We start from the raw sequence: 22,900 nt of genomic DNA, 5'->3' as shown, positions 1-22,900 counted from the left end.
TGCTAATGTGAAACGCCGTCGCTTCTCACGACCTTGAGGGCGGTCAGCCAAATGATCCGGAGATCGAACCAGAAGCTCTGCCGGCGAAGATATTCGACATCGAGAGCGACCTTCTGTGGAATTGGCAACTCATCCCGGCCGTTGACCTGCGCCCACCCGGTCAGACCCGGTTGCAACTCGTGAACACCCGCCTCGGTGCGAAGGGCGACCAAGTCGTCCTGGTTGAACAAGGCCGGACGCGGGCCGACAAAGCTCATATCGCCGACCAATATACTCCAAACCTGCGGCAGTTCATCGAGGCTGGAACGGCGCAGGAACGAACCGATCGGCGTCAGGTGAGTGGCGGGGTTGTTCAGCAGATGGGTGGCGACGGCCGGCGTGCCGACCCGCATGCTGCGGAACTTCGGCATGCGGAATATCCGGTTGTGCCGCCCGACACGATCGGACCAATACAGGATCGGCCCCGGCGAAGTGGCCTTGACCAGCAAGGCAACCACCGCCAGTGGAATGGCAAATATGCAAACGGCGGCCAGCGCCAGAACCAGATCAAAAAGACGCTTCATGCCGTTACGTGTTCTTTATTCAGTAATTGCTCGATTCGCCGAATCTGCAAGGCAACCACCTGCGCCTCGTCGTATAGCGCCAAGGCGCGCTCGCGCCCCTTGAGCCCCATCGACACAACCTTTTGGCGATCACCCGCCAAGGCCAGAAACGCTTCGGCCAGGGCTTCCGGAGATCGAGTAGGAACCAGCAGCCCCGTTTCCCCAGGCACGACTTCCTCCCGGGAACCCCGGATATCGGTGGCAATGACGGCCTTGCCCATCATCATGGCCTCGATGATGGTGCGCGGCATTCCCTCCCGCCATGACGGCAGACAGAAGACGTCCATGGCCGCCAGCAGTTCCGGGATATCCTTGCGCGCACCGGTTGCTACCAGACGCTTGCCGAGCGCTGCACCAGCCCGCTCTAGTTCTGCCTCCACATCACCGGCGTGATCGCTTGCCAAGCGCTCACCAACCATCAGGATGTGAATCTCCTGGTTTTTCCCGGCCGCGGCAATGGCCGCCTCGAGAAATTCCATGATCCCTTTTTCAATCACCTGACGAGCGATGATGCCGATAACAAAAGCCTCTTCAGGGATGCCCAAGGCACGGCGCATCTCGCCCCCAGCGCCGATCACAGATGGATCGAAGCGCCCGGCATCGACGCCGTTGCCGATGGCCAGCGTATCCCCCGCCGGGGAAATGCCTTCCTGCACCGCCGTCTCCGCATCCTCGGCACTTTGGGTGAACAGCAGATTGGTGAAGCGACCGGCAAAACGCTCCAGTGAGACGAACAGGCGACGCTTCCAGGACGGCATTTCGTCGTGGAAGTAAAAGCCGTGCGCTGTATAGACAACGACCGGCACCCGCGCCAGAAATGCCGCCATCCGGGCGACCAGAGCGGCCACCGGCGTATGTACATGCAGGATGTCGAACCGCTGTTGTCGGAAATAGGCGGCCAACCGCACTACGGAAACAGCATGCCTGAAAACGTTGAGGCTGCGGGAAATCGGAATGGTATCTACCGTGTAACCCCTGGCGCGCAGCCCGGGAATCTCCGGCCCGTCAGAACAGACGGCCGTCACCTCCCAACCGTGGTTCTGCATGCCGTCGATCAGCGGCAACAGGAAATGCTTGAGTGTGAAATCGACCGCACAGAGTTGGCAAACCCTCAAGCCCATCGTCTTCTCCAAGCCTGGTACATCAGCACATTCCACAACGCATATTGCACATTTCGTCCCGACAGGTGTTTTTCCCACATCGCCCGAATCGGTGTCGGGTCGAGCAAACCATCCGAGGCCAACTGATCCGGCGACAACAGGTCTTCTGCCCAATCGCGCAGCGGCCCGCGCAGCCAATGCTCGATGGGAACGCCGAAGCCCTGCTTCGGACGATCGACCATGGCTTGCGGTACATAGCGGTACAGCAACTGCCTGAGCAACCACTTGCCTTGGCCATTGCGGACTTTCTGCTCGAAAGGCAGGCCCCACGCAAAGGAAATCACCCGTTCGTCCAGAAAGGGAACGCGGGTTTCAAGGCTGGCCGCCATCGCCGCCCGATCAACCTTGACCAGGATGTCGTCCGGCAAATAGGTCAGTGTATCGACCGCCATCATCCGCTCGGCATACGACGGCATACGAGGCCAGCGCGCCGGATCGGGCACCAAGGTTCTCGGCTCGTTTGGCGAGCGCATCGGCAGGGGACCCCGCCACTGGCTGACCAGTTCGCGATAGAGAGCCTCCTCCGACTCCGCGGCCATGACTTCAGCCAGCTTGTGCAGCTTGTCTCCGGGGTTGCTGACCCGGAGCCGCCCGGGCATCGCCCACGACAATGCGCCAAAGGCGCTGTTCCATGTCCCGGCAGAAACGGAGGAGAAAATCCCGGCCGCCCCTTTCCGCAGTCCGAGCGGCATTTTTCCGAAACGCCGCCACAGGGAAGTCGCCCAGAAATAGCGGTTGTAACCGCCAAACAACTCGTCGCCGGCATCGCCGGAGAGGCAAACCGTGACGTGCTGGCGGGTCAGCGCACAAACGAGGGCCGTCGGGATCTGCGACGAATCCGCAAACGGCTCGTCGTACATGTCAGGCAAACTCGGGATGATGGCGCGTGCCTGATCCGGCGACACGTAAAGCTCAGTGTGCTCCGTGCCCAGATGGGCGGCAACGACCTTGGCATGTGCCGCCTCGTCGTACGCGCCCTCGGCGAAACCGATCGTGAAAGTGCGAACCGGCTTGGTGCTTCTCGCCTGCATCAAGGCAACAACCATCGAGGAGTCGAGCCCGCCGGAGAGCAACGCCCCCAAAGGCACATCGGCCACCATCTGCTCGCCAATGGCTGCACCCAGCACCTCGTCGAGGGCATCCAGGGCCGCTGCGTCGGACATCGGCGAACGACCGGCGACACGCTGCTGTGCGGTCTCGGCGAAAGACCACCAGGCCTCGGGCTCGCCGAACTCACCCCGGGCATTGACGCGCAGCAGGGTGCCCGGTGGCAACTTGAAAATATTCCGGTAAATGCACAACGGCGCCGGCACGTAGCCATAGCGCAACATCAGGGCCAGCGAACCCGGGTCGGTCTGAAAATCCGCCCCCGGAATCGCCCTTAGCGATTTCAATTCCGAGGCAAAGACAAAAGTATCGCCGACCCGGCCGTAATACAAAGGCTTCTCGCCGATACGGTCGCGAGCGAGCGAAAGCACCCGCTGCTGACGATCCCAAACGGCGATGGCGAACATCCCGCGTGCACGTTTCAAGGTCGCTTCCAGCCCCCAGGCCACGAGTCCAGCCAACAGAACCTCGGTATCGGAATGGCCACGCCACACTGGGGCACGTCCAGACTGCTCCAGTTCCGTACGGATGCTCGCCCAGTTGTAAACCTCGCCGTTGAAAACGACGATATAGCGACCACAGGCAGAAGACATCGGCTGATGACCAGCAGGGGACAAATCAAGGATCGAAAGCCGCCGATGCCCCAACCATATGCCGTGGCTCTCATCCCCCCAATATCCGGCATCGTCGGGGCCACGGTGAACAACTGCATCAGCCATGAGTTCAAGCTGGCGCCTTGAATCCGCGGCGTAAGTCCTGGAAAAATCAGTGCGGATAAAACCGATCACGCCGCACATGCAGAGTCCTCTTGGTAAATAGCTCGGGAAAACACCTCCGCCAACTTAGGTGCGACGACTTGGACGCAATACTCTTTTTCCACAAGCCCCCGCCCAACTGCCCCCATATACCCGCGCTGGGTGCTATTAGCGATCAACTCGGATAACGCCTCAATCCACTCATCCGGCGTGCTGGCCAAATACCCATTTTCACCATGGCGCACGATTTCCCGATTAACCCCGATCGGCGAACCGACAACGGGGATACCACACGCCATATACTGAATGAGTTTGTAACCGCACTTTCCACGCTCCCAAGGGGAGTCCTCAAGGGGCATTATACCGATGTCAAAGGATTGAATATCCCTAACCTCAGAAAGCTCCGACCACTGCCTGGAAACAACCTCAACGCCTTCCATCTCAGGATTGGCGCCTACCACGCAGAGTTTCAACGGAAATTTCTCAGCCAGCAGCCTCAATGATGGCGCAACCAGGGGGAGATATTTCGCAGTCGCGGGTGATCCGATCCAGCCTATGGTGACAAAAACGGATGGCTCGATCGGCCGAACGGAATACCGATCCAGATCGACCACAGTTGGCAGTATTTCGACCGCTTTCGATCCCGCACGCAGCGCCCTCTCCGCGAGATAGTGGTTCCCGCAGACCACGACCGAGGCTGAACGCATGACCGAATCGATCTTTTCCGCGAGACAGCGACGAAGCGGATTACGGCTCAAATCATAATTGTGAAAAATCGCGTCATCGTAATCGACAACATAACGAATGCCGAGACGATTGAGCCATGTTTCCACCCACGATGGCAGATCGGGAAACAGCTCTTTTTCGATCCACAGCAGATCGTACTGCTTGATCTTGAAGAGTTGCGAAATGCGTCGAAGATAATCAATTGCAATCTCCATCATTGCGCGCCCACCACCCGCATACAGGCGTGTCAGGTAGGCATCGCGCAACAATGGGGCGATATCCATGAAAACTCCGTGCTGCTCCAGATGCGGCAGAAACTGCAGGAATCGGATTCGGCTACTGGCGCCCGCCCGACCATAACGAGTCAAGGCTAATACCTTCAACGGGTAACTCCGCGAAACCACCACTGCGGCAACCACCGAAGCAACATTCCCCACGCCGACCAGGTTTCCCTTAGCGCAGATCCCGATCCGCGCGCAGCAGCATGCACAGTCCTGACCGGCAATTCGAGCAGCAACGTGGCCAACAAGACCATCAATGCACCAATCAACGAGAAGTGCTTGAAGGCATATTGAAGTTTGCTACGGGTCGCATAGAACAATCGCCTAGCCTTTATCTGGCACGAGGTACCGCCGCCAGCATGAAACGCCTGAATGTTTGCAAGGAAAACAGTATCCCATCCTGCCTTCTTGGCTCGCAACGACAAATCTAGATCTTCAAGATATAGAAAGAAGCGCTCGTCAAAGCCGCCCAGCGCATTGAACACATCACGACGCACAAGGTAAAACGCTCCGATAACATGATCAACGATGCGTGACTCATCGTGTGGCCACTCCGACATGAAATGACCAAGTTTTGGAAATATTCGGTCGGCCCCCAGGGCTCCGGCAATAAAAGCCGCAGGCCCAGGAAAACGGGTACAGGATCGCGCGATGCGCCCTGTTTCATCCAGCAATTGGATACCGACGATACCGACTGATTGCGGCATACCCGACGACAGATACCTCCCCAGATCGTCAAAGGTACTTTCATAAACCTCGGCGTCCGGGTTCAAGAGCAAAATATATTCGCTGCTACAACGCGAAGCACCGAGATTGCAGGCACGACCAAACCCGAGGTTCTCTTCGGCCTTGATGATCTCGACGTTCTCGATTTGGCCAATCCCCGCCAAAGAGTCATCGGTCGACCCGTTATCCACAACCACAATTTTCTGAACGAAACCATTCGACGAATTGACCACCGACTGTATACAAGTCGCCAATTGTCGTCCCGCATTCCAATTCACAATAATGACTGAAATCATCGCATCAGCCCTTCTGGAAAGAAGCGCAGCGAATCGGCCTTATCCACAACAGGAGGGACATCCAGAAGATCATTTGCACCCATTGTGACAACAAGCTGAAATACTGATCCTGGAAAAATTGCATAACAAGCGCATAGAAAAAAATGGCATTTAAAAAAACTGCCAAGGGATTATCTAATGATGCTTGCCTAGAAATCCATGTATGCAACGCTCCGAAGAAAAACAAAAATAGGGCTACACCTGCCAAGCCGAAATCACGATAGTAGGGCATGAAGACAGTGTAAACATTTCCCGAAAGCTTCGTCCCTGCCCATGGCTGAATCAACTCCACAACCGGAACGTTGAAACCCAGCTTCGCAAGCACCGCAAAAATGGTTCGGAACGTCGTTTCGCCATGGGTACAACATGCGAAAACCCCATGCATACCCCAATCAAAATTAGCCAGCGGTGCGACAAAATACATCATGAAATAATTGAAACCACCACCAGAAACGCGACCAGCAATAATTGGTGAAACCCAAAACACAATTAAAAACAAGGGAACAAGGAGCGCTATCGATCGAGTCTTATTTAGCCAGCCCCTGTAAGCCACCACAACAAATAAAATAGTCACAAAAAGGAGAATAAACGTTCTTCCCGTCGCCAGAAAAACATAACCGAATGTAACCAATGAAGTGATGATCGCGTAATGCCTTGCCGACTTTTCTTTATCACATAACAGATACGCCACTGCTGCATAAGACAATGGAAGGAAATAGCTCCAAATGCCAAATGAGCCATGATGATCGGCTATCAATGTATTCCTCAACGATCCATACCAGGAATTCTGTCCGCCAAACAAGCTCATTCCATCAACAAAATGAACGTATTCCAGCGACCGCCCCAAATTCCCTGCTAGGCCAATCGTCAGCACACCAAGCAAGGCCGGAAGAAAGAAGCTCGGAGCCCCCCCGGAGCGGGAAGGCTGTGGCAAGGCAAAATGAATTCTTTCCGAACAAACTGCCCCAAAGCCAAAAGTGGCAATCCCCACAAGCACGACAGCTATCGCATCCCAACGCAACACGTCGAGGCTGTCTCCTTGAATTTGGTAAGTAAGGGATACAGCAAGCCAGATCACTGCATTTATCGAAGCAGGCGCCATGAGCTTCTTGGCGCGATACTGCAACAGTACGATTGCTACACACAGAAAGGAGACCACGATCATCATGGCTAACCGTTAATCTTCGAAAACCCGGAGCCACTTGAAACACGCCTGGCAACGAAGGTCAAAACCGAGAAATCGACAAAAACTCGGATTAACCAAGCCCATGCGGCACCGTCGATACCATAGTTCCGGAGCAGGGCCGAAAGCAGCACAAAATACAATGGCAATTCGAGACAGTGGATGCAGGCAATCAATTTGACGCGTCCCACAGCCTGAATCAATGAGAACGGAAATTGCGCCAAGCTATTAAACAGAACGCCAACACACATGATCTGCATTGGCACTGTCGCCATATCGGCAAATTGGGCGCCGAGCCACCAAGTCAGAATTGCATTAGCTCCAAAAACACCAATCGCCATACATGGAAACATAATGAGTGCCATGACCAGCATGCCACGCCGGTTGAGGGAGGCCAGACGTTCGAATTGGCGTTCACCTTGCAACTTGGCCATTTCAGGGAAAAGCACGGTCGTAATCGCGGCGGGAACGACGAGCAAGCGCGTAACAACCTCGAAGGGCGTCGTGTAGTAAGCCAAATTAGACGCAGATGGGCTCGCTGAAATTACAAATCGATCTGCAAAAACCATGAGCGGACTGACTAGATTAGACACCATCATCCAGCCCCCAAAGGTCAGCAGCCTCTTGAACTCTGAAGGTGATAATTTGCTATGTCGCGCAAGGCGAAGCAAAGGCACGCACGCCCAGGCTTGGGTCACCACGGTAACGATTCGACCGATCACCAGCCCAATCACCAGAACATCCAGAGAGGGCCAGAATGCCAGAAGCGGCAGTGGCAATCCGAATGTTGAAATACCCAATAGTATTCGCGCAATAGCGGGAGACCCGAAGATACCCAACCCTTCGAGGATTCCGCGCAACCCGTTTGATACAAGCAAAAACGGCATTCCCACAACCAACCAATTGATGCAACTCTCAATTTCAGGAGTGTCTTTGAAAACCCCCGCCCCGGTTGCCAGTGGAAAACTTGCATACAACATTACGCTGAGCAATATGCCAAAACCGAGCAGGAACGTTAGCCCTGCTCGTACGACGGCACCAGAACGTTCAGAATCATCTCTTGCCTCAGCCACCTGCTTGGTCAGGGCTTTACTGATACCAAAATCAAACAGACTGAAATAGCCGAAAACGGCCCAAATCAGCGTGAGAACGCCAAAACGACCAGTGCCAAGCTTTTCGATAATGTAAGGAATCGAAAAGGCGCCCATCAGCAAGGGTAACGCCAATCCCGCAAGCGTCAATACGACGTTCCGTCCCAATCGAAAATGCCCGACCACAAACTACCTTCGCTCTCTGTTTATCAACATCCTGGGGCTTTTGAAACGGACGATGCGTTGATATATCCAGATATAAAGAGTGGCAAATCCGATGACACAGACAACGAGCGCCATCGTGTTCCGCCAAAAAAACAGCGCGGGAAAAACTGACATCGAGCAGAGTATCCACAGGTAAGGTGATGTTGCTGCATTCTGTTTGAGCTGAGCTGTAGATCCCACGCCTACTGCCCAGCGCACCAGACGCCTGAATACCAAGGTATGCAAATGGAGAGCATCGGGCATTCCAGGCGATACTCCCTTGATAAATTTCCTGCGGTAGATGGAGAAAAGTGTTTCGAATACAGGGTAGATCACCAAAAGCAAGGGAAACCATGGGGAAACTTCCGGATGCCGCGATACCAACAAAACCGAAATCTCACCAATCAGGAACCCGATCAGGTAGGCACCACCATCACCAAGAAAGATCATGCCGCGCGGGTAATTCCAGACAAAGAAACCGAGGATGCTCCCCACGGCAGCCAAACTCAGCATCCACAACAAGCTATCCCCAAGGATAAATGCGACGTATCCGAGAGCGGCCAAAATCATCATAGCCACCATCCCGGCAAGACCGTTAAAACCATCAATGATGTTGATGGCGTTGGCTATTCCTCCAACAGCCACCGCAGTGAAAAGCAGGGCCACCACACCATACCTCAGGAGATCATCCAGCAAGGGGACATCAATACGTGTAAGCGTAGCGTTTAATAGCCAAAATCCTAGCAATGCGGCACACATCGTCAACGCCAGGCGAGCAAGTACACCGACTCTCTTAGTTAAATCCTCAACCAAACCACCGACAAACGCAGGCAACGATGCAAATAGCATAATCATGAATGGAACACCCAAATCACTTTGCCTGAAAAGCAACCATATCCCTTGAGCAAGCAACGCAATCATGATTCCCACACCGCCAATTCGCGGCACCGACTGGGCGTGGAATTTCTGGACCCCCCCTGTGTCATGATCACCTGAGACATGAGCATGCAGATGGTCGAAACGGATGATGAGCAAGGTCGCAACGAGCGAGACAAGAAAGGAAATGAGAACTGTATTCAAAGCTAGCCTAGTGAAAAAACGGTGCATTTTAAACTATCACGGTCTGCACTCGACCGTATGCGATTCGCAATCGGAAAATTACAATATCAATTCAGCAATTACCGCATTAGCGCAGTCACAATTTGCCGAACTGCTGCTTGCGGCGAAAACAGCTTTTCCGCCAGCCTCCTGCAGCGCTCACCTTTTTCACGATCATTTGAAACGTTGTCCACCAGGTCTCGCGCCAGTTGCGCTAGGGAAGCGACTGACGAATCTGTGCAAACCCCCCCCACCTTTTCCTGCAGAATCAGATCGACCAGATCATTGCCGGGATTTATCGAGGCCAGGACAGGCAAGCCGGAGAGCATGTATGAGAGGAATTTACCGGGGATGTTATGCGTTTTATGACGAGGATCCAGCGCAACCAGACCGATATGACATTGAGCATAAAGCCCAGGAATCTCGTCTGGATCGATTTCATCAAAGAAAACAACGTTATCAAGTCCGCGGTGTTCAGCACTGGCAATGAGGCACGGTACCTCACTACCTCGCCCGACAAACAAAAAGCCGATATCCGATCGATCTTTCAAATTTTCGGCGAGATCAAGCAAGATTCTCACGCCTTGGGCAACCCCCATGTTTCCGGCATATACAAAGACTGTTCGTCCGGCCAACCTGGTATTGGCGACTGAAATGCTGCACCCAGTGTCTGTGGTACGCGCTAACCAATTGTGCAGTACCTCGAGACGACCGCCGGATTTGACTAGCCAGTCGTCAAAATAAGTCAAATTCCCCGGAGTCTGAACGCCGATCACATCCGCTACAGAATATTGATAGCTCGCAATCGCTTTGAAAAACCGATAAGGCAAGCCTCTTCCCATCAAACCCATATCGGCAGCCCATTCGGGAAAGATATCCCGAATGATAAGGTAGCCGCGACAATCGCCCTCCCGTTTCAGGGCATTGACGATCGGCCCGAGAAATATCGTCGGGGAGTACCAGACAACACCATCCCATCGTTGTGAAGCCAATGGACTCTGCCGCAGATTCCGCAACATGACAAAAGGCATCAGGAATTCGCCAAGCGCGCGCCTCACATAGCCGATATCTTTGGTTCTTGGCGACTTGAGCCTGACAACCTGAACTTCCTCCCAGTCTTCAATGAGCCACGGCGAGCTTATTTCCGGAGAGGCAACCAGCATCGTGAGTTGGTGCCCCTGACGAACGAACTCGCGAGCAAGATCTCTTAGCTGAACGGCACCTGACGAACGGAGAGGAGGAAATACATCCGCAACTAATACGATGTGCATGGTGAGACTCTAACAAGCAACCCAAAGGTCCGACGGCCAAGCTCAGAAAGCATGATTTTCGATTTAATTCAGCGATAATTGTTGATTGGCGGCACAACTAAAATTCCTGCAACGTCTATGTGAGCGCACCAGGCAGGAAAAGACCGTTGGCTGGCAAGAGGGATTCCTGCCATTGATCTCTCAATCATATGGAAAACCTGTGCCCCTAATCAAGGATGGATAGGGTAGCATGGGCGTGTAAGAATTTTTGTGTAAGCGGTCATTTGGCAGGAAACTGCCGCGCCCCAAGGAGCGATGATGGCCGTAGCAAAGAAAGCGGTACCCAAGGAGTTGCTGGATAGCCTGTTGGCTGACTATCGGAAGCCGGAAGACCTGATTGGCGAGAACGGGTTGCTCAAGCAGCTCACCAAGTTGCTGGTCGATAAAGCGTCGGAAGCGGAGATGGCCGACCATCTCGGCCACGGCAAGAATGAGCCAGTGGAGAATCCGGCTGGCAATACGCGTAACGGAAAGAGCCGGAAGACGCTCAAAGGAGAGTTCGGCGAACTGCCGATAGAGATTCCCCGTGACCGCCACGGCACTTTCGAACCGCAGTTGATTCCCAAGCACCAGACCCGCTGGACGGGCTTCGATGACAAGATTCTGTCGCTGCACGCCCGAGGGATGACGGTCCGAGAAATCCAGTCACATCTTGAAGAGATGCACGGTACCGAGGTGTCGCCAACGCTGATTTCATCAGTCACCGATGCCGTGATTGATGAGGCCAAAGCCTGGCAGGCGGCCACTGGACAGCATCTACCCCATAGTCTATCTGGACTGCATTCACGTTAAAGTCAGGGATGGCAGCGTGCGCATCAAAGCCGTCTATCTGGCGATTGGACTCGACTTGGCCGGTGAGAAGGAAGTGCTGGGCCTGTGGATTGCCCAGACGGAAGGTGCCAAGTTCTGGTAGCAAGTCGTCACGGAACTTAAAAACCGGGGTGTGCAGGACATCTTCATTGCCTGCGTCGATGGCCTGAAGGGCTTTCCTGAGGCCATTGAAGCCGTCTATCCCCACGCCGCCGTTCAACTGTGAGTCGTTCATATGGTTCGGCACAGCCTGAACTACGTCTCATGGAAAATGCGCAAGGCGGTGACCTCTGACCTCCGGCGGATTTACACCTGCGCCACCACCGACGAAGCAGAGCAGATGCTCGGCGAGTTCGAAGACAAATGGAACGATGCCTACCTGCCCACCAGCCAGTCCTGGCGCCGGAATTGGTCGCGAATCACGCCGTTCTTTGACTACCCGCCAGAGATACGGAAGGTCATCTATACGACCAATGCGATTGAATCGGTGAACATGAGCTTGCGCAAAATCACCAAGAACCGTGGCTCGTTTCCGAGCGACGAGGCACTGCTGAAACTGTTCTACTTGGCGCTGCGCAACATCAGCCAGAAATGGACCATGCCTATTCGGGATTGGAAGGCAGCACTGACCCGATTTACTATCCAGTTCGAAGACCGGATGAACAACGTTTAACTCAAACCCCGTTTACACAAAATTCCGGACACGCCCCACTACGGCGCCGCTACAGGCGCCAACGGGTTACCCGCACTGCAGCGCTGCTGTTGATCGCCAGGGATCATGGGGTCATGAGTCACGGACTCAAGCGCTACCGTTGCAGGGACTGCGGTCGAACCTTCAACGCCCTGACGGGCACCGCATTAGCCCATTTGCGCAAGTGCGAACAATGGACACCCTACGTGGAACTCTTGATTGAGGGCGTCAGTCTGCTGCGAGGCAGCCCGGCATTGCCAGATCGACAAGAATACAGCGTTTCGGTGGCGGCATCGCTTCCTGCACGATGCGGCCTAGCATCGGGCTGAACATGAGGCCGGGATCCTCGAGGCGGACGAAACTTTCTTTCTCGAATCCTTCAAAGGCCAGCGAAACTTATCCCGGCCAGCCCGTCACCGGGGTGGCGTAACCGGCAAGCATGGCCTCAGCGCCGAACAGATTCCAGTGCTCGTGGTGCGCGACCGCAGCGGGCAAACCGCTGACTTCAAACTGGAGAAACTGGATGCGGCACACGTGATCGCAGCACTCCGACCGCTGCTTGATCCGGAAGCGATTCTTTGCTCAGACAGCGCCGGTGTTTATGCTGCCTTTGCCCGCGCCACCGAAATTGCCCGCCGACCTCTCAATATCCAGCATGGTCCACGCGTGATCGACGGCGTCTTCCACATACAGAACGTCAACGCTTGCGACAGCCGACTCAAAGGCTGGATGCGCCGCTTTCACGGCGTAGCCACCCAATACCTGGAGAACTATCTGGGCTGGCGGCGCATGCTCGAACGCTACAACACAGCAATCACGCCCAAGCTCTGCTTGGCCGAGGCCGTGGGACGTTGCATCGACAGCTAATCCCTACAGAGCCCAAAAATTTGCCAGAAATCTCTACTTCTCATCGCTACAGTTTTATGGGAAGATGACGCCCCTATTACGCTGGCGCCTCGTCCTCGGGCGGCTCTTCGAATTCGCCATCGGCTTCCACATCACATCCTGCATTACATGCACGCACGCGGCGGCATGCGCGATTACATCCACGCCCACCAGTGCTTGCGACCAGTCCGACGGCTGGTCAAGATTGATACACACGCGGCCGATGCTTGGCTGGCGTGTAGCGCGTACTACTTACAGACCATCGGCCTCGAGCTTGGCTGCCAACCGGGTTCCGACGAGGCCATCCGTTCCTGCGACCATGATGCGCATCAGGCGGGCTTACTCCATACGCGCTGGTTCACGTAATCCACATAGCTCATTACGATGCGCAGCACCTGTTGCGACACGGCTGGATTCTCGTAATCGCCGACCGGTGTATGGCTGGCGCCTTCATCGATTGCCATGCGCACCGCGTCCAGTACGCGCTCGCTTTTCAGGCCAGTCATGATGAGCGTGCCGGCATCCATGCCTTCCGGGCGCTCGTGGGCGGTGCGCAGCATCACCGCGCGCAGCTTGAGCAAGGATGTCTCTTCTGTAATGGTGCCGCTGTCGGACAGCACGCACAGGGCTTGCATCTGCAGGCGCACGTAATCTGTGAAACCGAAAGGCTTGAGGAAACGGATCTGCGGTTCCAGCACCTGTACGCCGTGTGCATCCAGCCGCTTGCGCGTGCGCGGATGGGTTGAGACGATGATGGGCAGGCGGTACTCCTTCGCCAGCGCGTTAAGCGTCTCAAGCAGGGATGACAGGGCGGCCGGGGAGTCGACGTTTTCTTCGCGGTGGAGGCTGACAATGAAGAATTTCTTTTCAGCAAGCTGCAAGCGGCCAAGGATGTCGGATTGTAATATGCGCGGCATGTAGTAATCCAGCACCTCGCGCATGTGCGAGCCGGTCTTGAAGATGGTCTCGGAGCGGATGCCTTCATCCAGCAGGTAGCGCCGCGCATGCTCGGTGAGCACGAGGTTGATGTCGCTCAGGTGGTCCAGTACCTTGCGGTTCAATTCCTCCGGCACGTTCTGATCGAAGCAGCGATTGCCTGCTTCCATGTGGAACACGGGAATCTTGCGCCGCTTGGCCGCAATCACCGCCAGGCAGGAGTTGGTATCGCCGTACAGCATCACCGCATCGGGCTTTTCCAGTTCCAGCACGGCGTCGGCCTTCTCGATAACGCGCGCAATCGTTTGCGCGGCGTTCTCTCCCACTGCTTCCAGGAAATGGTCGGGCTCGCGGATTCCGAGGTCTTCGAAGAAAACCTTGTTGAGCTCGTAATCGTAGTTCTGCCCAGTATGCACCAGCACATGGCAGGTATGGTGATCGAACTCCGCGATCACCCGCGACATCTTGATCAGCTCGGGGCGCGTGCCCACGATGGTCATGACCTTAAGCATGGAGTTCTTCCTGTATGTAGTCGAGCGTCAGGAGCAGCTTCTTCACTTGCTCCACATCCAGGCGCTCGGTGTTGTGCGAGGTGTAGTCATCAAAATGCGAAATCGTTGTCTCGCCTTCGCTGAAATACTTGGCGTAGTTGAGGTCGCGGTTGTCGGCGGGAATGCGGTAGTAACCGCCCATGTCCACCGCATGCGCCATCTCTTCGCGCGAAATCAGCGATTCATACAGCTTTTCGCCATGGCGCGTGCCGATGGTGCGGACCTCGCCGCGCTTGCCAAACAATTCATTGACGGCCTGCGCCAGTACGCCAACGGTAGAAGCCGGCGCCTTCTGTACGAAGATGTCTCCTTGCTGCCCGTGCGTAAACGCGTACAGCACAAGGTCCACCGAGTCTTCCAGCGACATCAGGAAGCGCGTCATGTTGGGATCGGTAACGGTGATCGGCCGGCCGCCCTTGAGCTGGGAAACGAACAGCGGAATCACCGAGCCGCGCGACGCCATCACATTCCCGTAGCGGGTGGCGCAGAACACAGTCTCGCCGGCCTGCTGCAGCCGTGCCTTGGCCACCATTAGCTTTTCCGCCATCGCCTTGGATATGCCCATAGCATTAATAGGGTAAACCGCTTTGTCGGTGGACAGCACCACCATCCGCGACACACCGGCCGCAGTGGCGGCGTTTAGCACGTTCTCCGTGCCCATCACATTGGTGCGCACCGCTTCCATCGGATAGAACTCGCAGGACGGCACTTGCTTCAGGGCGGCGGCGTGGAAGACGTAGTCGACGCCCTTCATCGCCTGCAGCACGCTGTCGTACTTGCGCACATCCCCGATATAAAAGCGCAGCTTGGGATTGTTCATCGCGATGCGCATGTCTTCCTGCTTCTTTTCATCGCGGCTGAAAATCCGAATCTCGCGCACTCCGGTATCGAGGAAGCGCTTCAGGACTGTGTTGCCGAAGGAGCCGGTGCCACCGGTGATCATCAGGGTTTTGTTGTCAAACATGTTCTTGGTCCTATCTGTATGCGTGCATCGTCTTTACCAGCTCGGGCCATTCAGGGGCGACATAGCCGGTCGCGGCCCGGAAGCGGCTTCCGTCCAGCGAGCGGTCGATCTGCACCTGATCATCCGGGATGATGTCGATCTGTTTTCCGTAAACTTGGGCTACTAGACGCAGCAAGTCGTACTTGGCAATTGGTTTGGCCGCCAGATGGTAGACCCCGTGCAGGTCTGGGCGCTGCGCTATCACATCGCGGACTACGGCCGCCAGCACGACAGTTGGCAGGCCGGAAAAAATTGCACGGGTGTAGCCCTGGCAACTGCCATACTGCGCGAGAAACCATTCGATCAGGCCATGCGAGGATTGGAGCTCATGGCCGATGATGGAGGTCCGCAGTGTCAACGCGTGAGGATAGTCCACTTCACCGAGCAGCTTGGTCCGTCCGTACAAATCCAATGCATCTGGAAAATCGCTCTCACGATAAGCTCCGCGACTGCCGGTGAATACGCAATCGGTGCTGATATGTACCAACCTGGACTGCGTCAGTCCGCAAAGCCGGGCCAGGCGATGCGGCAACAAGGCATTGATCGGTATGGCATGTAGCGGCTGGTCTGCCGTTTCCACTTGCTTGACGTGGCCGACGCAGTTCAACACCAGCTGCGGGCGAACCTTGTCAAAGATTTCCACCAGCGCGTCTTCGTGGTCGACATCGATGCCATCGTGCAGCCTGGCCGCAATTTGCGGCGCAAAAAAGCGCTTGGCCGAAGGCGAGCGCAAGGTGCCATGCACTTCCCACTCCTTTGCTTCAGCCAGCACGCGGACCATGGCATTGCCAAGCATCCCGCTTACACCGATAACGAGGGCTTTCATTCGCACTCCTCTTTATATTGGGCAGCACCGTTCAGGTAGCCCAGCAGGTTTTCCACCAGCATGTCCTCTCGATAGTGCGCCTGATACCAGGCGTGGCCCGCGTCGCCCATGGCCTGCCTTTCCACGGGATCCATGTCGCGAAGGCGCAATATCGCCGCAGCCAGGGCGTCGGTGTCTTCGGCCGGCACCGCCAGGCCGCAGCCCGATTCGCGCACAATACGCGCGCCTTCGCCATTGAGTGCCGCGATAACGGGGGGGCCGGCTGCTATGTAAGCCTGCACCTTGCTCGGCACCGTGTATTCAAAAATTTCCTGCGCCGCAAGTGTGACCAGCAAAGCAGACGCTCTGGCCATCATTTCTGGCATGTCGGACGGTGGAAATCGTCCCGGCAGCATTATATTGCCCAGTCGGCGGCGCGCCACTTCTTCCAGCAGCCAGGGCCGGCGACTGCCATCACCGACCAGCATTATGCAAATGTCCGAATGTTCGCGCAAGGCTTCGGCTGCAGCGAGTATGCATTCCACTGCCTGCGCTGTTCCGAGGTTGCCCGCGAACATGACCGTGAACTGGTTTGACATCTCGCCCTGCTGCGCCGGACGCACAGCAAAACTGTCATCGACTGAATTGGGCTGGTAGGCGATTTCCCGGCCCAGAGCCAGGCGGCGCATCGGCACATCGAAGGCCGGCGATTGCACCAGGATCAGGTCGGTCTTGCGATAGATGTAACGCACCAGGCGTTCCACGAGTCCAAGCACGATCCGGTTTTTTACATGTCCAGTGGCAGAAAGGCTTTCCGGCCAGATATCTTGCACCCAATGCACCAGCTTGCGGCGCTTCAACTTCGCGAGCCAGATGGCGGGCAATGCTTGAAGCAAAGGCGACGGAGCATAAACGAAAATCACGTCGGGCTGGTATCGACGAAGCATCCATGGGCCGAACAGCAAGCCCGAGACCACGAAAGACAAATAATTTACTGCCAAGCGCACAGCGCCAGTTTTGCGCGGAGCAAGTGGGATGCGATGGATCGTCGCACCGTGGTGCAGTTCCGTGCAGCAACCCCAAGCCCGATATCCGGGGTAAATGCGCCCTTGGGGATAATTGGGTTTGCCGGTCAGGACGTCTACTTGATGACCATTTCGCACCAGGCGGGCGACGATGGAGTTGATTTGGAAACTCTCATGCCAGAAGTACTGCGAGACATGCAGCATCTTCATCGTCTTGACTCCTTCACCACTTCCCGGATGAAGCCCAGGGTCTCGTCGGCGCAGCGGCACCAGGAATAATCATGGGCTCGAACGAAGGCCAGTCTTGCCAATCTGCTGCGCGCGTCGTGATCCTTGAGAAGGTGCTCTATGGCGTTTACATTCGAATCAGGGGAAAGCGGATCGAAATATTCACCGGCTTCTCCCAGAACTTCAGGCATCGGCCCCCGGTTGGAACACAACACCGGCAGGCCGGCTGCCATGGCTTCAATGAGGATGTTGGGCAAGTTCTCGCAACTGGACGCGAATATGAACGCGTCTGCCTGCTTGTATGCCTGATGCAGTTCGTCAAACGGCACCTCACCTCGCCAGCTCAGGAACTGTCCGGCGGGGTCTAATTGGCGCAGGTATCGCGCGAAGGCGGCACCATTGCCCATCACTTCAGGGCCCACGAAATCGATGGCCACAGGCAGCCCCTGCCTTCGCAACCGGGCAATGGCGTCGGCCACTTTCTCCTGGTGCTTGTAGGGCATCAGGTTAGAAACATAGAGAAGATTGAAGGGCGCCCCCTCACTGCATTCTTCCAGCGGGCGCGCCCGCCGCGGCTGCTCGAAAAAACGCTCTTCCACGCCATGCGGAATCACCGCAATGGGGCACTGCTTGACGCGAGCAGCCCGACAGACGATGTCACGAGCGTATCTGGTGAGGAAAACGATGCCTGAGGCCCGCCGAAAAGAGCGTGATTGCAACTGTTTGAGCAGCCACATCTTGAGGCGCATGAACGAGACTACACCAAACCGCGCCGCTTCCCCGGGTTCGAAAGGAGTCAGGTTCTGTGACATTGCTACCGTTGGCACGCCCACACGCAGGGGCAAGATTCCGCCGGGTGCAAAGAGAACGTCGCAGTTGGCATCGATCAATTCAATCGGAAGTACGAATTGTTGCCACAGTGCCCGTAGCAGGAGATTGGCTTCCAGCCATCGATGCGTCCTCTTTTCGAGCCACGGCGCATCAGGAAGCCGGTTCAACGTGCCGCGGGAAGCCCATACCGTTATCCGCACCATGCCATTGCTGCCGGCGACGGAATCAAGTAGTTGGGAAAGATGGGTGATGCCACCGCCCTGACGGATATTCGAAGCATCGATGCCGATGTGAATCGCGTTTTTCGGCACAGCCGAGGGGATTGCGCAGAAAGGCATTTGATTCAATTTGCTCATCGGCGATCGAAAATGTGCAGTGCACGCAATGCGAGTTTCTTCACCAGATACAGGGCCGGTGCATTCGACAGCCGGATCGCCTTCAATTCCCTGTATCCGGCTTCCCGTTCGCTCAATTGCAGATGCGCCTTGGCCAGCGCAAAAGCCATCCAGGGAGGTGTTCCCGCGATTGAAGCAGAGTTCAAAAGACGCTTCCGCAGCTCATTCAAAGTGGATATCGTGCGGCGCGGATTCGTGGTATTGCCACCGCCTATCCAGTAGTAGCCATGTGCGCCCTTGATACGCAGAAAGCGATCGCTGATGCGCGCGACCCGCAGCCAGCAGTCGAAATCTTCCATGGCAATCAGGGCCGGATCTTCGGAGAGCCCCCCCACGCGATCAATCAGGCTGCGGCGTACGACGACGCTTGAGTTCGGCAGCGCGTTGCCGTGGTTGACCAGGTCGTCCAACACTGGTTGGCGCAAAGCGCGGCTGGGTACGCGGCGCCTCAGTCTTCCCTTTGAACCCGGTCCGGCGGCGTACAGATCGTGGTACACCACATCCCAGCCTTGCCTCAATGAACGGACGGAGACCTCAAGCTTCTCTGGCGTCCACCAGTCATCAGCATCAAGGAAGGCAAGCCATTCGCCCTTGGCTTGCGAGATGGCAAGGTTGCGCGACGCGGCAATGACGCCGTTGTTTTGAATTTTGAAGTAGCGTATGCGCGAGTCACGATAGCCGCGCACCAGTTCTTCGGTACCGTCGTTTGAATGGTTGTCGACGACGAGCAACTCCCAGTCCTGATGTGTTTGTTTCAGAACGGAATCAATTGCACGCTGCAGAAGGGGAGCGCAGTTGAATGTCGGCGTGACGATGGAAACAGTATCCTGATGCATGTTCTGATTGACCGGCAAGCCAAGCGTTGATGGCGCGCTTTCCGTGGTCATGCCGCGAAGCGCTCTTTGCAGAACGCGAGAAGGCAGTCGATCTCAGCCAGCGGGTCCGCCGGCGGCAGGCCGAGGCGAGCTGCGTGCCGGGACATAAAGCGCATGGGTAAAGGACTCTCCTGCCGGCTGCCGGTTTCCACTGCGGGGGTGAAACCGAGCACGGCTTGGCAACGGGCCTGTATCAGCTGGGTCATCTGGAGAACGGTCAGGCTCTCGCCGCGACCAAGGTTCAGAATGGGCGGCAAGGATTCAGCCGGGAGTTCAATCAAGCTGACAAAACAGTCTGAAACAGCTGTTAGCGGCAAGAAGTCCCTTTGCTGTGCGCCCGATGACTGCAACACCAGCTTCCCGCTGGTGGCGGTCTGGCGACACAGGTCGTTGATCAACAGTGTCCAGCAGTCGGTGTCGGTCGCAAGCGGCACACCGAATCCATTGGACAGGCGCAGCACGCCGCCAGCGATGCGATTCGTCGAAAGTGCGTGGAGCAAGGCAAATTCTCCAGCCAAGTGGCTGCTGGCATAGGGATGCGTGTTTCGGGGACAGCTTTGCTCATTGATCTCGCCTTGCAACGGACTTGCGTACACATGCGCCGTCGAGCAATAGAAGAAGCGCGCCACGTTCATCGCGACGGCCGCCTTTACCAGCCTTGCAGTGGCCAATCCATTGAATTCGAGTGCAGCGACCGGGTCGGCCGCGCAAGCAGGGGCATTCATCCCGGCTGCATGGATCACTGTGTCGACCCCGGCACACGCTTTTTGCAGGCTTGCAATCGATCGCCAATCCATTATGCGAACGTTCGTATGCGGCAACCAGGCCGGCACGCTGCGAGCTGAGCGGGTACCGAGCAACACTTCGTGGCCGGCCAGACTCAAAGTCTGGGCCACGCGCGCGCCCACAAAACCAAAGCCGCCTGCCACCAATATTTTCATGCCAGCCTGCCCTCACTCCATCGAAAGGGAATGAGCGGGGTATCCAGGGGCAGGGTCTCGCTTTCATTCGGGTCGTGGGGAAGATCGGCGCAATTGGCCAGCAGGGCCGGCATATTTCCCAAGGCGGCGAAGGCGTACCAAAGCCCGGGCGCAATCGTCACCCGCACGTATTGGTCCGGCCGGCCGAGTTCAAGCACTTGGGTAGCGCCTCTGCTTTTCGAGTCGGGACGTTCGTCGAATACCACCAGACGGATGCGGCCGCTGGGCACGGCAAAGTTCTGCGTTTGCAGACGATGGCGCTTCCAGCCTTTGATCGCTCCAGCCGACACTTCTGAAAAATAGCATTCGCCGAAGCGGGTGAAGTCTGGCGCGTCACAACGCAACATGTGCAGTAGCGCACCCCGGTCGTCGCGAATTTCACGCAGGGGCGTGAGCGTGACGCCCTGGATTGGTCCGGTACTCACGTCAGCCATTTCGCTCCCCTGACTTTGGCCAGGTCGCAGTAGGCCTCAACCTGGCGCAGCGCATAGGCGAAAATGTCCTGCTTCCCTTCGTACCAGTTTCGATACCAGTCGACGGTGAGCTCCACCGTGTCGCTGAAATCGAGTACCGCGCGCCAGTCCAGGTAGGCCTGCGCCTTGTCGCAGGAGAGCTTCAGCAGCGTGGCTTCGGTTTGAGCGGGCCGGCCCGCATTGGCAGGCGAGTTCCATTGGGCGCCTGGCCAGCGCTGGGCCATGGCGTCAAGCAACTCCCCTACGCTCTGGTTGACGTGAGCCGCCGGACCGAAATTGAAGGCCTCGCCATTGATGCGCTCGTCACGCTGCAGCGAGGCTCCGAGCCAGAGGTAGGCTCCCAGAGGCTCGAGCACATGTTGCCAGGGGCGGGTGGCGGATGGACTGCGCACTTCTACTGAACCGCCCTCGGTCCAGGCGCGGATGCAGTCGGGCACGATGCGATCGCTGGCCCAGTCGCCGCCGCCGATCACGTTGCCGGCGCGAGTAATTGCCACCCGCTTGCCGGAACTGCGCAGATAGGAGTGGATGTAAGTTTGCGCCACTAGGTCGGCGCAGCTCTTGGAGCCGCTGTAGGGATCATGTCCGCCGAGGGCGTCCGTTTCGCGATAGCCCCAGCACCATTCGTCGTTTCGATAGGCCTTGTCGCTCGTGATCAGGACGGCTGTCCTGATGAAAGGTCGGCTACGGACCAGTTCCAGGACGTTGACCATGCCCATCACGTTGGTCTCGATAGTGCCGCGCGGATCCTGGTAAGAGCGCCGCACCAAGGCCTGGGCAGCTAGGTGAAAAATGATCTCCGGCTGGAATTCATCGATCGCCTGCTCGAGCTGGCCAAGCTGGCAGACGTCGCCGCTGTAGTGGCGCAAGCGCTCCTTCAAGCCCAGCAGTTCAAAATTGGAAGGATTGGAAGGCACGTCAATCGAAAAGCCTGCCACCTCGGCGCCCAGTTGCAGCAGCCATAGTGCGAGCCAGGATCCCTTGAAGCCGGTATGTCCCGTGATCAGGACCCGGCGCCCGCGGTAGAAGTCACCGAACTGCTTCATTGATCGCTTCTCCAGGGTGCATTGCCGCTGGCCCATAGCTGTTCCAGCGCATGCTTGTCGCGCAGCGTGTCCATGGACTGCCAATAGCCCGAATGGCGGTATGCCATCAACTGACCATCGGCGGCCAGTCTTTCCAGGGGCGATCTTTCCAGGATCGTCGAGTCGTCGCCAAGATAATCGAATACAGACGGCTCGAACACGAAGAATCCGCCATTGATCCAGCCTTCGCCGGCTTGGGGCTTTTCCTCGAACTGCATGACGCGTTCGTTTTCGATGCGCAAGTCGCCGAAGCGAGCCGGCGGACGCACGGCGGTCACCGTGGCGAGCCTGCCATGGGAGCGATGGAACGCCAGCAGGTCTTTGACATTGATGTTGGCCACACCGTCGCCATAGGTCAGCATGAAAGTGCCAGTCGGCTCTACCTGCGGGCGCAGACGCAGCAACCGACCGCCGGTCTGGGTGGCCTGCCCGGTGTCGACCAGGGTAACCATCCAGTCTTCCGCGGTGGGACGGGTGTATTCCACGTTGCCACTTTTGAGCTGGATAGTAAGGTCGCTTTGGCGGGCATGGTAATTGAGGAAATAGTCCTTGATCACCTCACCCTTGTAGCCCAGCGCGAGTACGAATTCATTGAAGCCGTGCCGGCTGTAGATCTGCATGATGTGCGACAGAATGGGGCGGTCGCCAACGTCGACCATGGGCTTGGGACGGACCTGGGTTTCTTCCGACAACCGGGTTCCAAGGCCGCCGCAGAGTATGACTACTTTCAATTGTTGCTCCTGTTAGAT

Annotated in this window: 19 protein-coding genes and 2 pseudogenes; 2 read left to right on the top strand and 19 right to left on the bottom strand. The window is 56.6% G+C overall.

The features are described 5' to 3' along the window. Positions 1-2: 2 nt before the first annotated feature. The 9 genes from DARO_RS06620 to DARO_RS06580 all read right to left on the bottom strand — a co-directional run bounded on the left by DARO_RS06620 (position 3) and on the right by DARO_RS06580 (position 10,539). A complete protein-coding gene (locus tag DARO_RS06620; RefSeq protein ID WP_011287038.1) occupies positions 3-563 on the bottom strand; it encodes a sugar transferase in 561 nt (186 codons plus the stop codon). Next, a complete protein-coding gene (locus DARO_RS06615) occupies positions 560-1,723 on the bottom strand; it encodes a glycosyltransferase family 4 protein (RefSeq protein WP_011287037.1) in 1,164 nt (387 codons plus the stop codon). Before DARO_RS06615 ends, DARO_RS06620 begins: the two co-directional genes overlap by 4 nt. Next, positions 1,714-3,666 (bottom strand): asparagine synthase (glutamine-hydrolyzing), encoded by a 1,953-nt coding sequence (gene asnB / locus DARO_RS06610; protein WP_011287036.1) that lies wholly within the window; start codon positions 3,664-3,666, stop codon positions 1,714-1,716. The genes DARO_RS06615 and asnB overlap by 10 nt, the downstream gene beginning before the upstream one ends. Continuing rightward, positions 3,654-4,634, bottom strand: coding sequence for a glycosyltransferase family 4 protein (locus DARO_RS06605; protein WP_198134110.1), 981 nt, complete (start codon positions 4,632-4,634; stop codon positions 3,654-3,656). Before DARO_RS06605 ends, asnB begins: the two co-directional genes overlap by 13 nt. A gap of 95 nt (positions 4,635-4,729) precedes the next feature. Then, complete coding sequence (locus DARO_RS06600) at positions 4,730-5,653, bottom strand: glycosyltransferase family 2 protein (protein WP_011287034.1); 924 nt, start codon at positions 5,651-5,653, stop codon at positions 4,730-4,732. A 4-nt stretch (positions 5,654-5,657) separates the two neighbouring features. Further along, entirely contained in the window at positions 5,658-6,860 is a 1,203-nt protein-coding gene (locus DARO_RS06595) for an O-antigen polymerase (RefSeq protein ID WP_011287033.1), read from the bottom strand. A gap of 2 nt (positions 6,861-6,862) precedes the next feature. Next, positions 6,863-8,152 (bottom strand): flippase, encoded by a 1,290-nt coding sequence (locus DARO_RS06590; protein ID WP_011287032.1) that lies wholly within the window; start codon positions 8,150-8,152, stop codon positions 6,863-6,865. 3 nt (positions 8,153-8,155) lie between these two features. Then, positions 8,156-9,250: an MraY family glycosyltransferase gene (locus DARO_RS06585; protein WP_041224789.1), complete on the bottom strand. Its 1,095-nt coding sequence runs from the start codon at positions 9,248-9,250 to the stop codon at positions 8,156-8,158. Between the two features lie 98 nt (positions 9,251-9,348). Further along, positions 9,349-10,539: a glycosyltransferase family 4 protein gene (locus DARO_RS06580; protein WP_011287030.1), complete on the bottom strand. Its 1,191-nt coding sequence runs from the start codon at positions 10,537-10,539 to the stop codon at positions 9,349-9,351. Positions 10,540-10,836: 297 nt separating this feature from the next. Between DARO_RS06580 and DARO_RS06575 the strand changes: the two are divergent. Both DARO_RS06575 and DARO_RS23275 read left to right on the top strand, forming a co-directional pair. Then, positions 10,837-12,061, top strand: a pseudogene (locus tag DARO_RS06575) (IS256 family transposase). A gap of 49 nt (positions 12,062-12,110) precedes the next feature. After that, positions 12,111-12,946, top strand: a pseudogene (locus DARO_RS23275) (IS1595 family transposase); the annotation flags it as partial. 347 nt (positions 12,947-13,293) lie between these two features. On the opposite strand, the gene wecB reads toward DARO_RS23275, so the two are convergent. From wecB to rfbF, 10 genes are read right to left on the bottom strand one after another with little or no spacing between them, the layout of a single operon-like run. Next, positions 13,294-14,412: a non-hydrolyzing UDP-N-acetylglucosamine 2-epimerase gene (wecB, locus tag DARO_RS06565; RefSeq protein ID WP_011287029.1), complete on the bottom strand. Its 1,119-nt coding sequence runs from the start codon at positions 14,410-14,412 to the stop codon at positions 13,294-13,296. Next, positions 14,405-15,415 (bottom strand): polysaccharide biosynthesis protein, encoded by a 1,011-nt coding sequence (locus tag DARO_RS06560; protein ID WP_011287028.1) that lies wholly within the window; start codon positions 15,413-15,415, stop codon positions 14,405-14,407. The genes wecB and DARO_RS06560 overlap by 8 nt, the downstream gene beginning before the upstream one ends. Before the next feature lie 10 nt (positions 15,416-15,425). Continuing rightward, complete coding sequence (locus DARO_RS06555) at positions 15,426-16,280, bottom strand: dTDP-4-dehydrorhamnose reductase family protein (protein ID WP_011287027.1); 855 nt, start codon at positions 16,278-16,280, stop codon at positions 15,426-15,428. Then, positions 16,277-17,494 (bottom strand): glycosyltransferase family 4 protein, encoded by a 1,218-nt coding sequence (locus DARO_RS06550; RefSeq protein ID WP_011287026.1) that lies wholly within the window; start codon positions 17,492-17,494, stop codon positions 16,277-16,279. The genes DARO_RS06555 and DARO_RS06550 overlap by 4 nt, the downstream gene beginning before the upstream one ends. After that, the gene (locus DARO_RS06545; protein ID WP_011287025.1) at positions 17,491-18,699 is read right to left on the bottom strand and encodes a glycosyltransferase family 4 protein; all 1,209 of its coding nucleotides are present in this window, start codon (positions 18,697-18,699) and stop codon (positions 17,491-17,493) included. Before DARO_RS06545 ends, DARO_RS06550 begins: the two co-directional genes overlap by 4 nt. Beyond that, the gene (locus DARO_RS06540; RefSeq protein ID WP_011287024.1) at positions 18,696-19,625 is read right to left on the bottom strand and encodes a glycosyltransferase; all 930 of its coding nucleotides are present in this window, start codon (positions 19,623-19,625) and stop codon (positions 18,696-18,698) included. Before DARO_RS06540 ends, DARO_RS06545 begins: the two co-directional genes overlap by 4 nt. After that, positions 19,622-20,554 carry an SDR family oxidoreductase gene (locus DARO_RS06535; RefSeq protein WP_011287023.1) on the bottom strand — a complete coding sequence of 311 codons (933 nt, stop codon included), beginning with the start codon at positions 20,552-20,554 and terminating at the stop codon, positions 19,622-19,624. Before DARO_RS06535 ends, DARO_RS06540 begins: the two co-directional genes overlap by 4 nt. Continuing rightward, on the bottom strand, positions 20,551-21,027 hold the full coding sequence (locus DARO_RS06530; protein ID WP_011287022.1) for a dTDP-4-dehydrorhamnose 3,5-epimerase family protein: 477 nt from the start codon (positions 21,025-21,027) through the stop codon (positions 20,551-20,553). Before DARO_RS06530 ends, DARO_RS06535 begins: the two co-directional genes overlap by 4 nt. After that, on the bottom strand, positions 21,015-22,112 hold the full coding sequence (rfbG, locus tag DARO_RS06525) for a CDP-glucose 4,6-dehydratase (RefSeq protein WP_011287021.1): 1,098 nt from the start codon (positions 22,110-22,112) through the stop codon (positions 21,015-21,017). The genes DARO_RS06530 and rfbG overlap by 13 nt, the downstream gene beginning before the upstream one ends. Then, positions 22,109-22,882, bottom strand: coding sequence for a glucose-1-phosphate cytidylyltransferase (gene rfbF, locus DARO_RS06520; RefSeq protein ID WP_011287020.1), 774 nt, complete (start codon positions 22,880-22,882; stop codon positions 22,109-22,111). The genes rfbG and rfbF overlap by 4 nt, the downstream gene beginning before the upstream one ends. Positions 22,883-22,900 lie beyond the last annotated feature (18 nt).

It is taken from the genome of Dechloromonas aromatica RCB (assembly GCF_000012425.1).
Note: the sequence above shows the minus strand (reverse complement) of the source record. Positions and strands in the feature narration are given on the sequence as shown.

Bases quoted from the DNA above. Each gene is read 5' to 3' on its own strand.
- DARO_RS06620 (WP_011287038.1), bottom strand. From the start codon at position 563: ATGAAGCGTCTTTTTGATCTGGTTCTGGCGCTGGCCGCCGTTTGCATA.
- DARO_RS06615 (WP_011287037.1), bottom strand. From the start codon at position 1,723: ATGGGCTTGAGGGTTTGCCAACTCTGTGCGGTCGATTTCACACTCAAG.
- asnB (WP_011287036.1), bottom strand. From the start codon at position 3,666: ATGTGCGGCGTGATCGGTTTTATCCGCACTGATTTTTCCAGGACTTAC.
- DARO_RS06605 (WP_198134110.1), bottom strand. From the start codon at position 4,634: ATGGATATCGCCCCATTGTTGCGCGATGCCTACCTGACACGCCTGTAT.
- DARO_RS06600 (WP_011287034.1), bottom strand. From the start codon at position 5,653: ATGATTTCAGTCATTATTGTGAATTGGAATGCGGGACGACAATTGGCG.
- DARO_RS06595 (WP_011287033.1), bottom strand. From the start codon at position 6,860: ATGATGATCGTGGTCTCCTTTCTGTGTGTAGCAATCGTACTGTTGCAG.
- DARO_RS06580 (WP_011287030.1), bottom strand. From the start codon at position 10,539: ATGCACATCGTATTAGTTGCGGATGTATTTCCTCCTCTCCGTTCGTCA.
- wecB (WP_011287029.1), bottom strand. From the start codon at position 14,412: ATGCTTAAGGTCATGACCATCGTGGGCACGCGCCCCGAGCTGATCAAG.
- DARO_RS06560 (WP_011287028.1), bottom strand. From the start codon at position 15,415: ATGTTTGACAACAAAACCCTGATGATCACCGGTGGCACCGGCTCCTTC.
- DARO_RS06555 (WP_011287027.1), bottom strand. From the start codon at position 16,280: ATGAAAGCCCTCGTTATCGGTGTAAGCGGGATGCTTGGCAATGCCATG.
- DARO_RS06550 (WP_011287026.1), bottom strand. From the start codon at position 17,494: ATGAAGATGCTGCATGTCTCGCAGTACTTCTGGCATGAGAGTTTCCAA.
- DARO_RS06545 (WP_011287025.1), bottom strand. From the start codon at position 18,699: ATGAGCAAATTGAATCAAATGCCTTTCTGCGCAATCCCCTCGGCTGTG.
- DARO_RS06540 (WP_011287024.1), bottom strand. From the start codon at position 19,625: ATGACCACGGAAAGCGCGCCATCAACGCTTGGCTTGCCGGTCAATCAG.
- DARO_RS06535 (WP_011287023.1), bottom strand. From the start codon at position 20,554: ATGAAAATATTGGTGGCAGGCGGCTTTGGTTTTGTGGGCGCGCGCGTG.
- DARO_RS06530 (WP_011287022.1), bottom strand. From the start codon at position 21,027: ATGGCTGACGTGAGTACCGGACCAATCCAGGGCGTCACGCTCACGCCC.
- rfbG (WP_011287021.1), bottom strand. From the start codon at position 22,112: ATGAAGCAGTTCGGTGACTTCTACCGCGGGCGCCGGGTCCTGATCACG.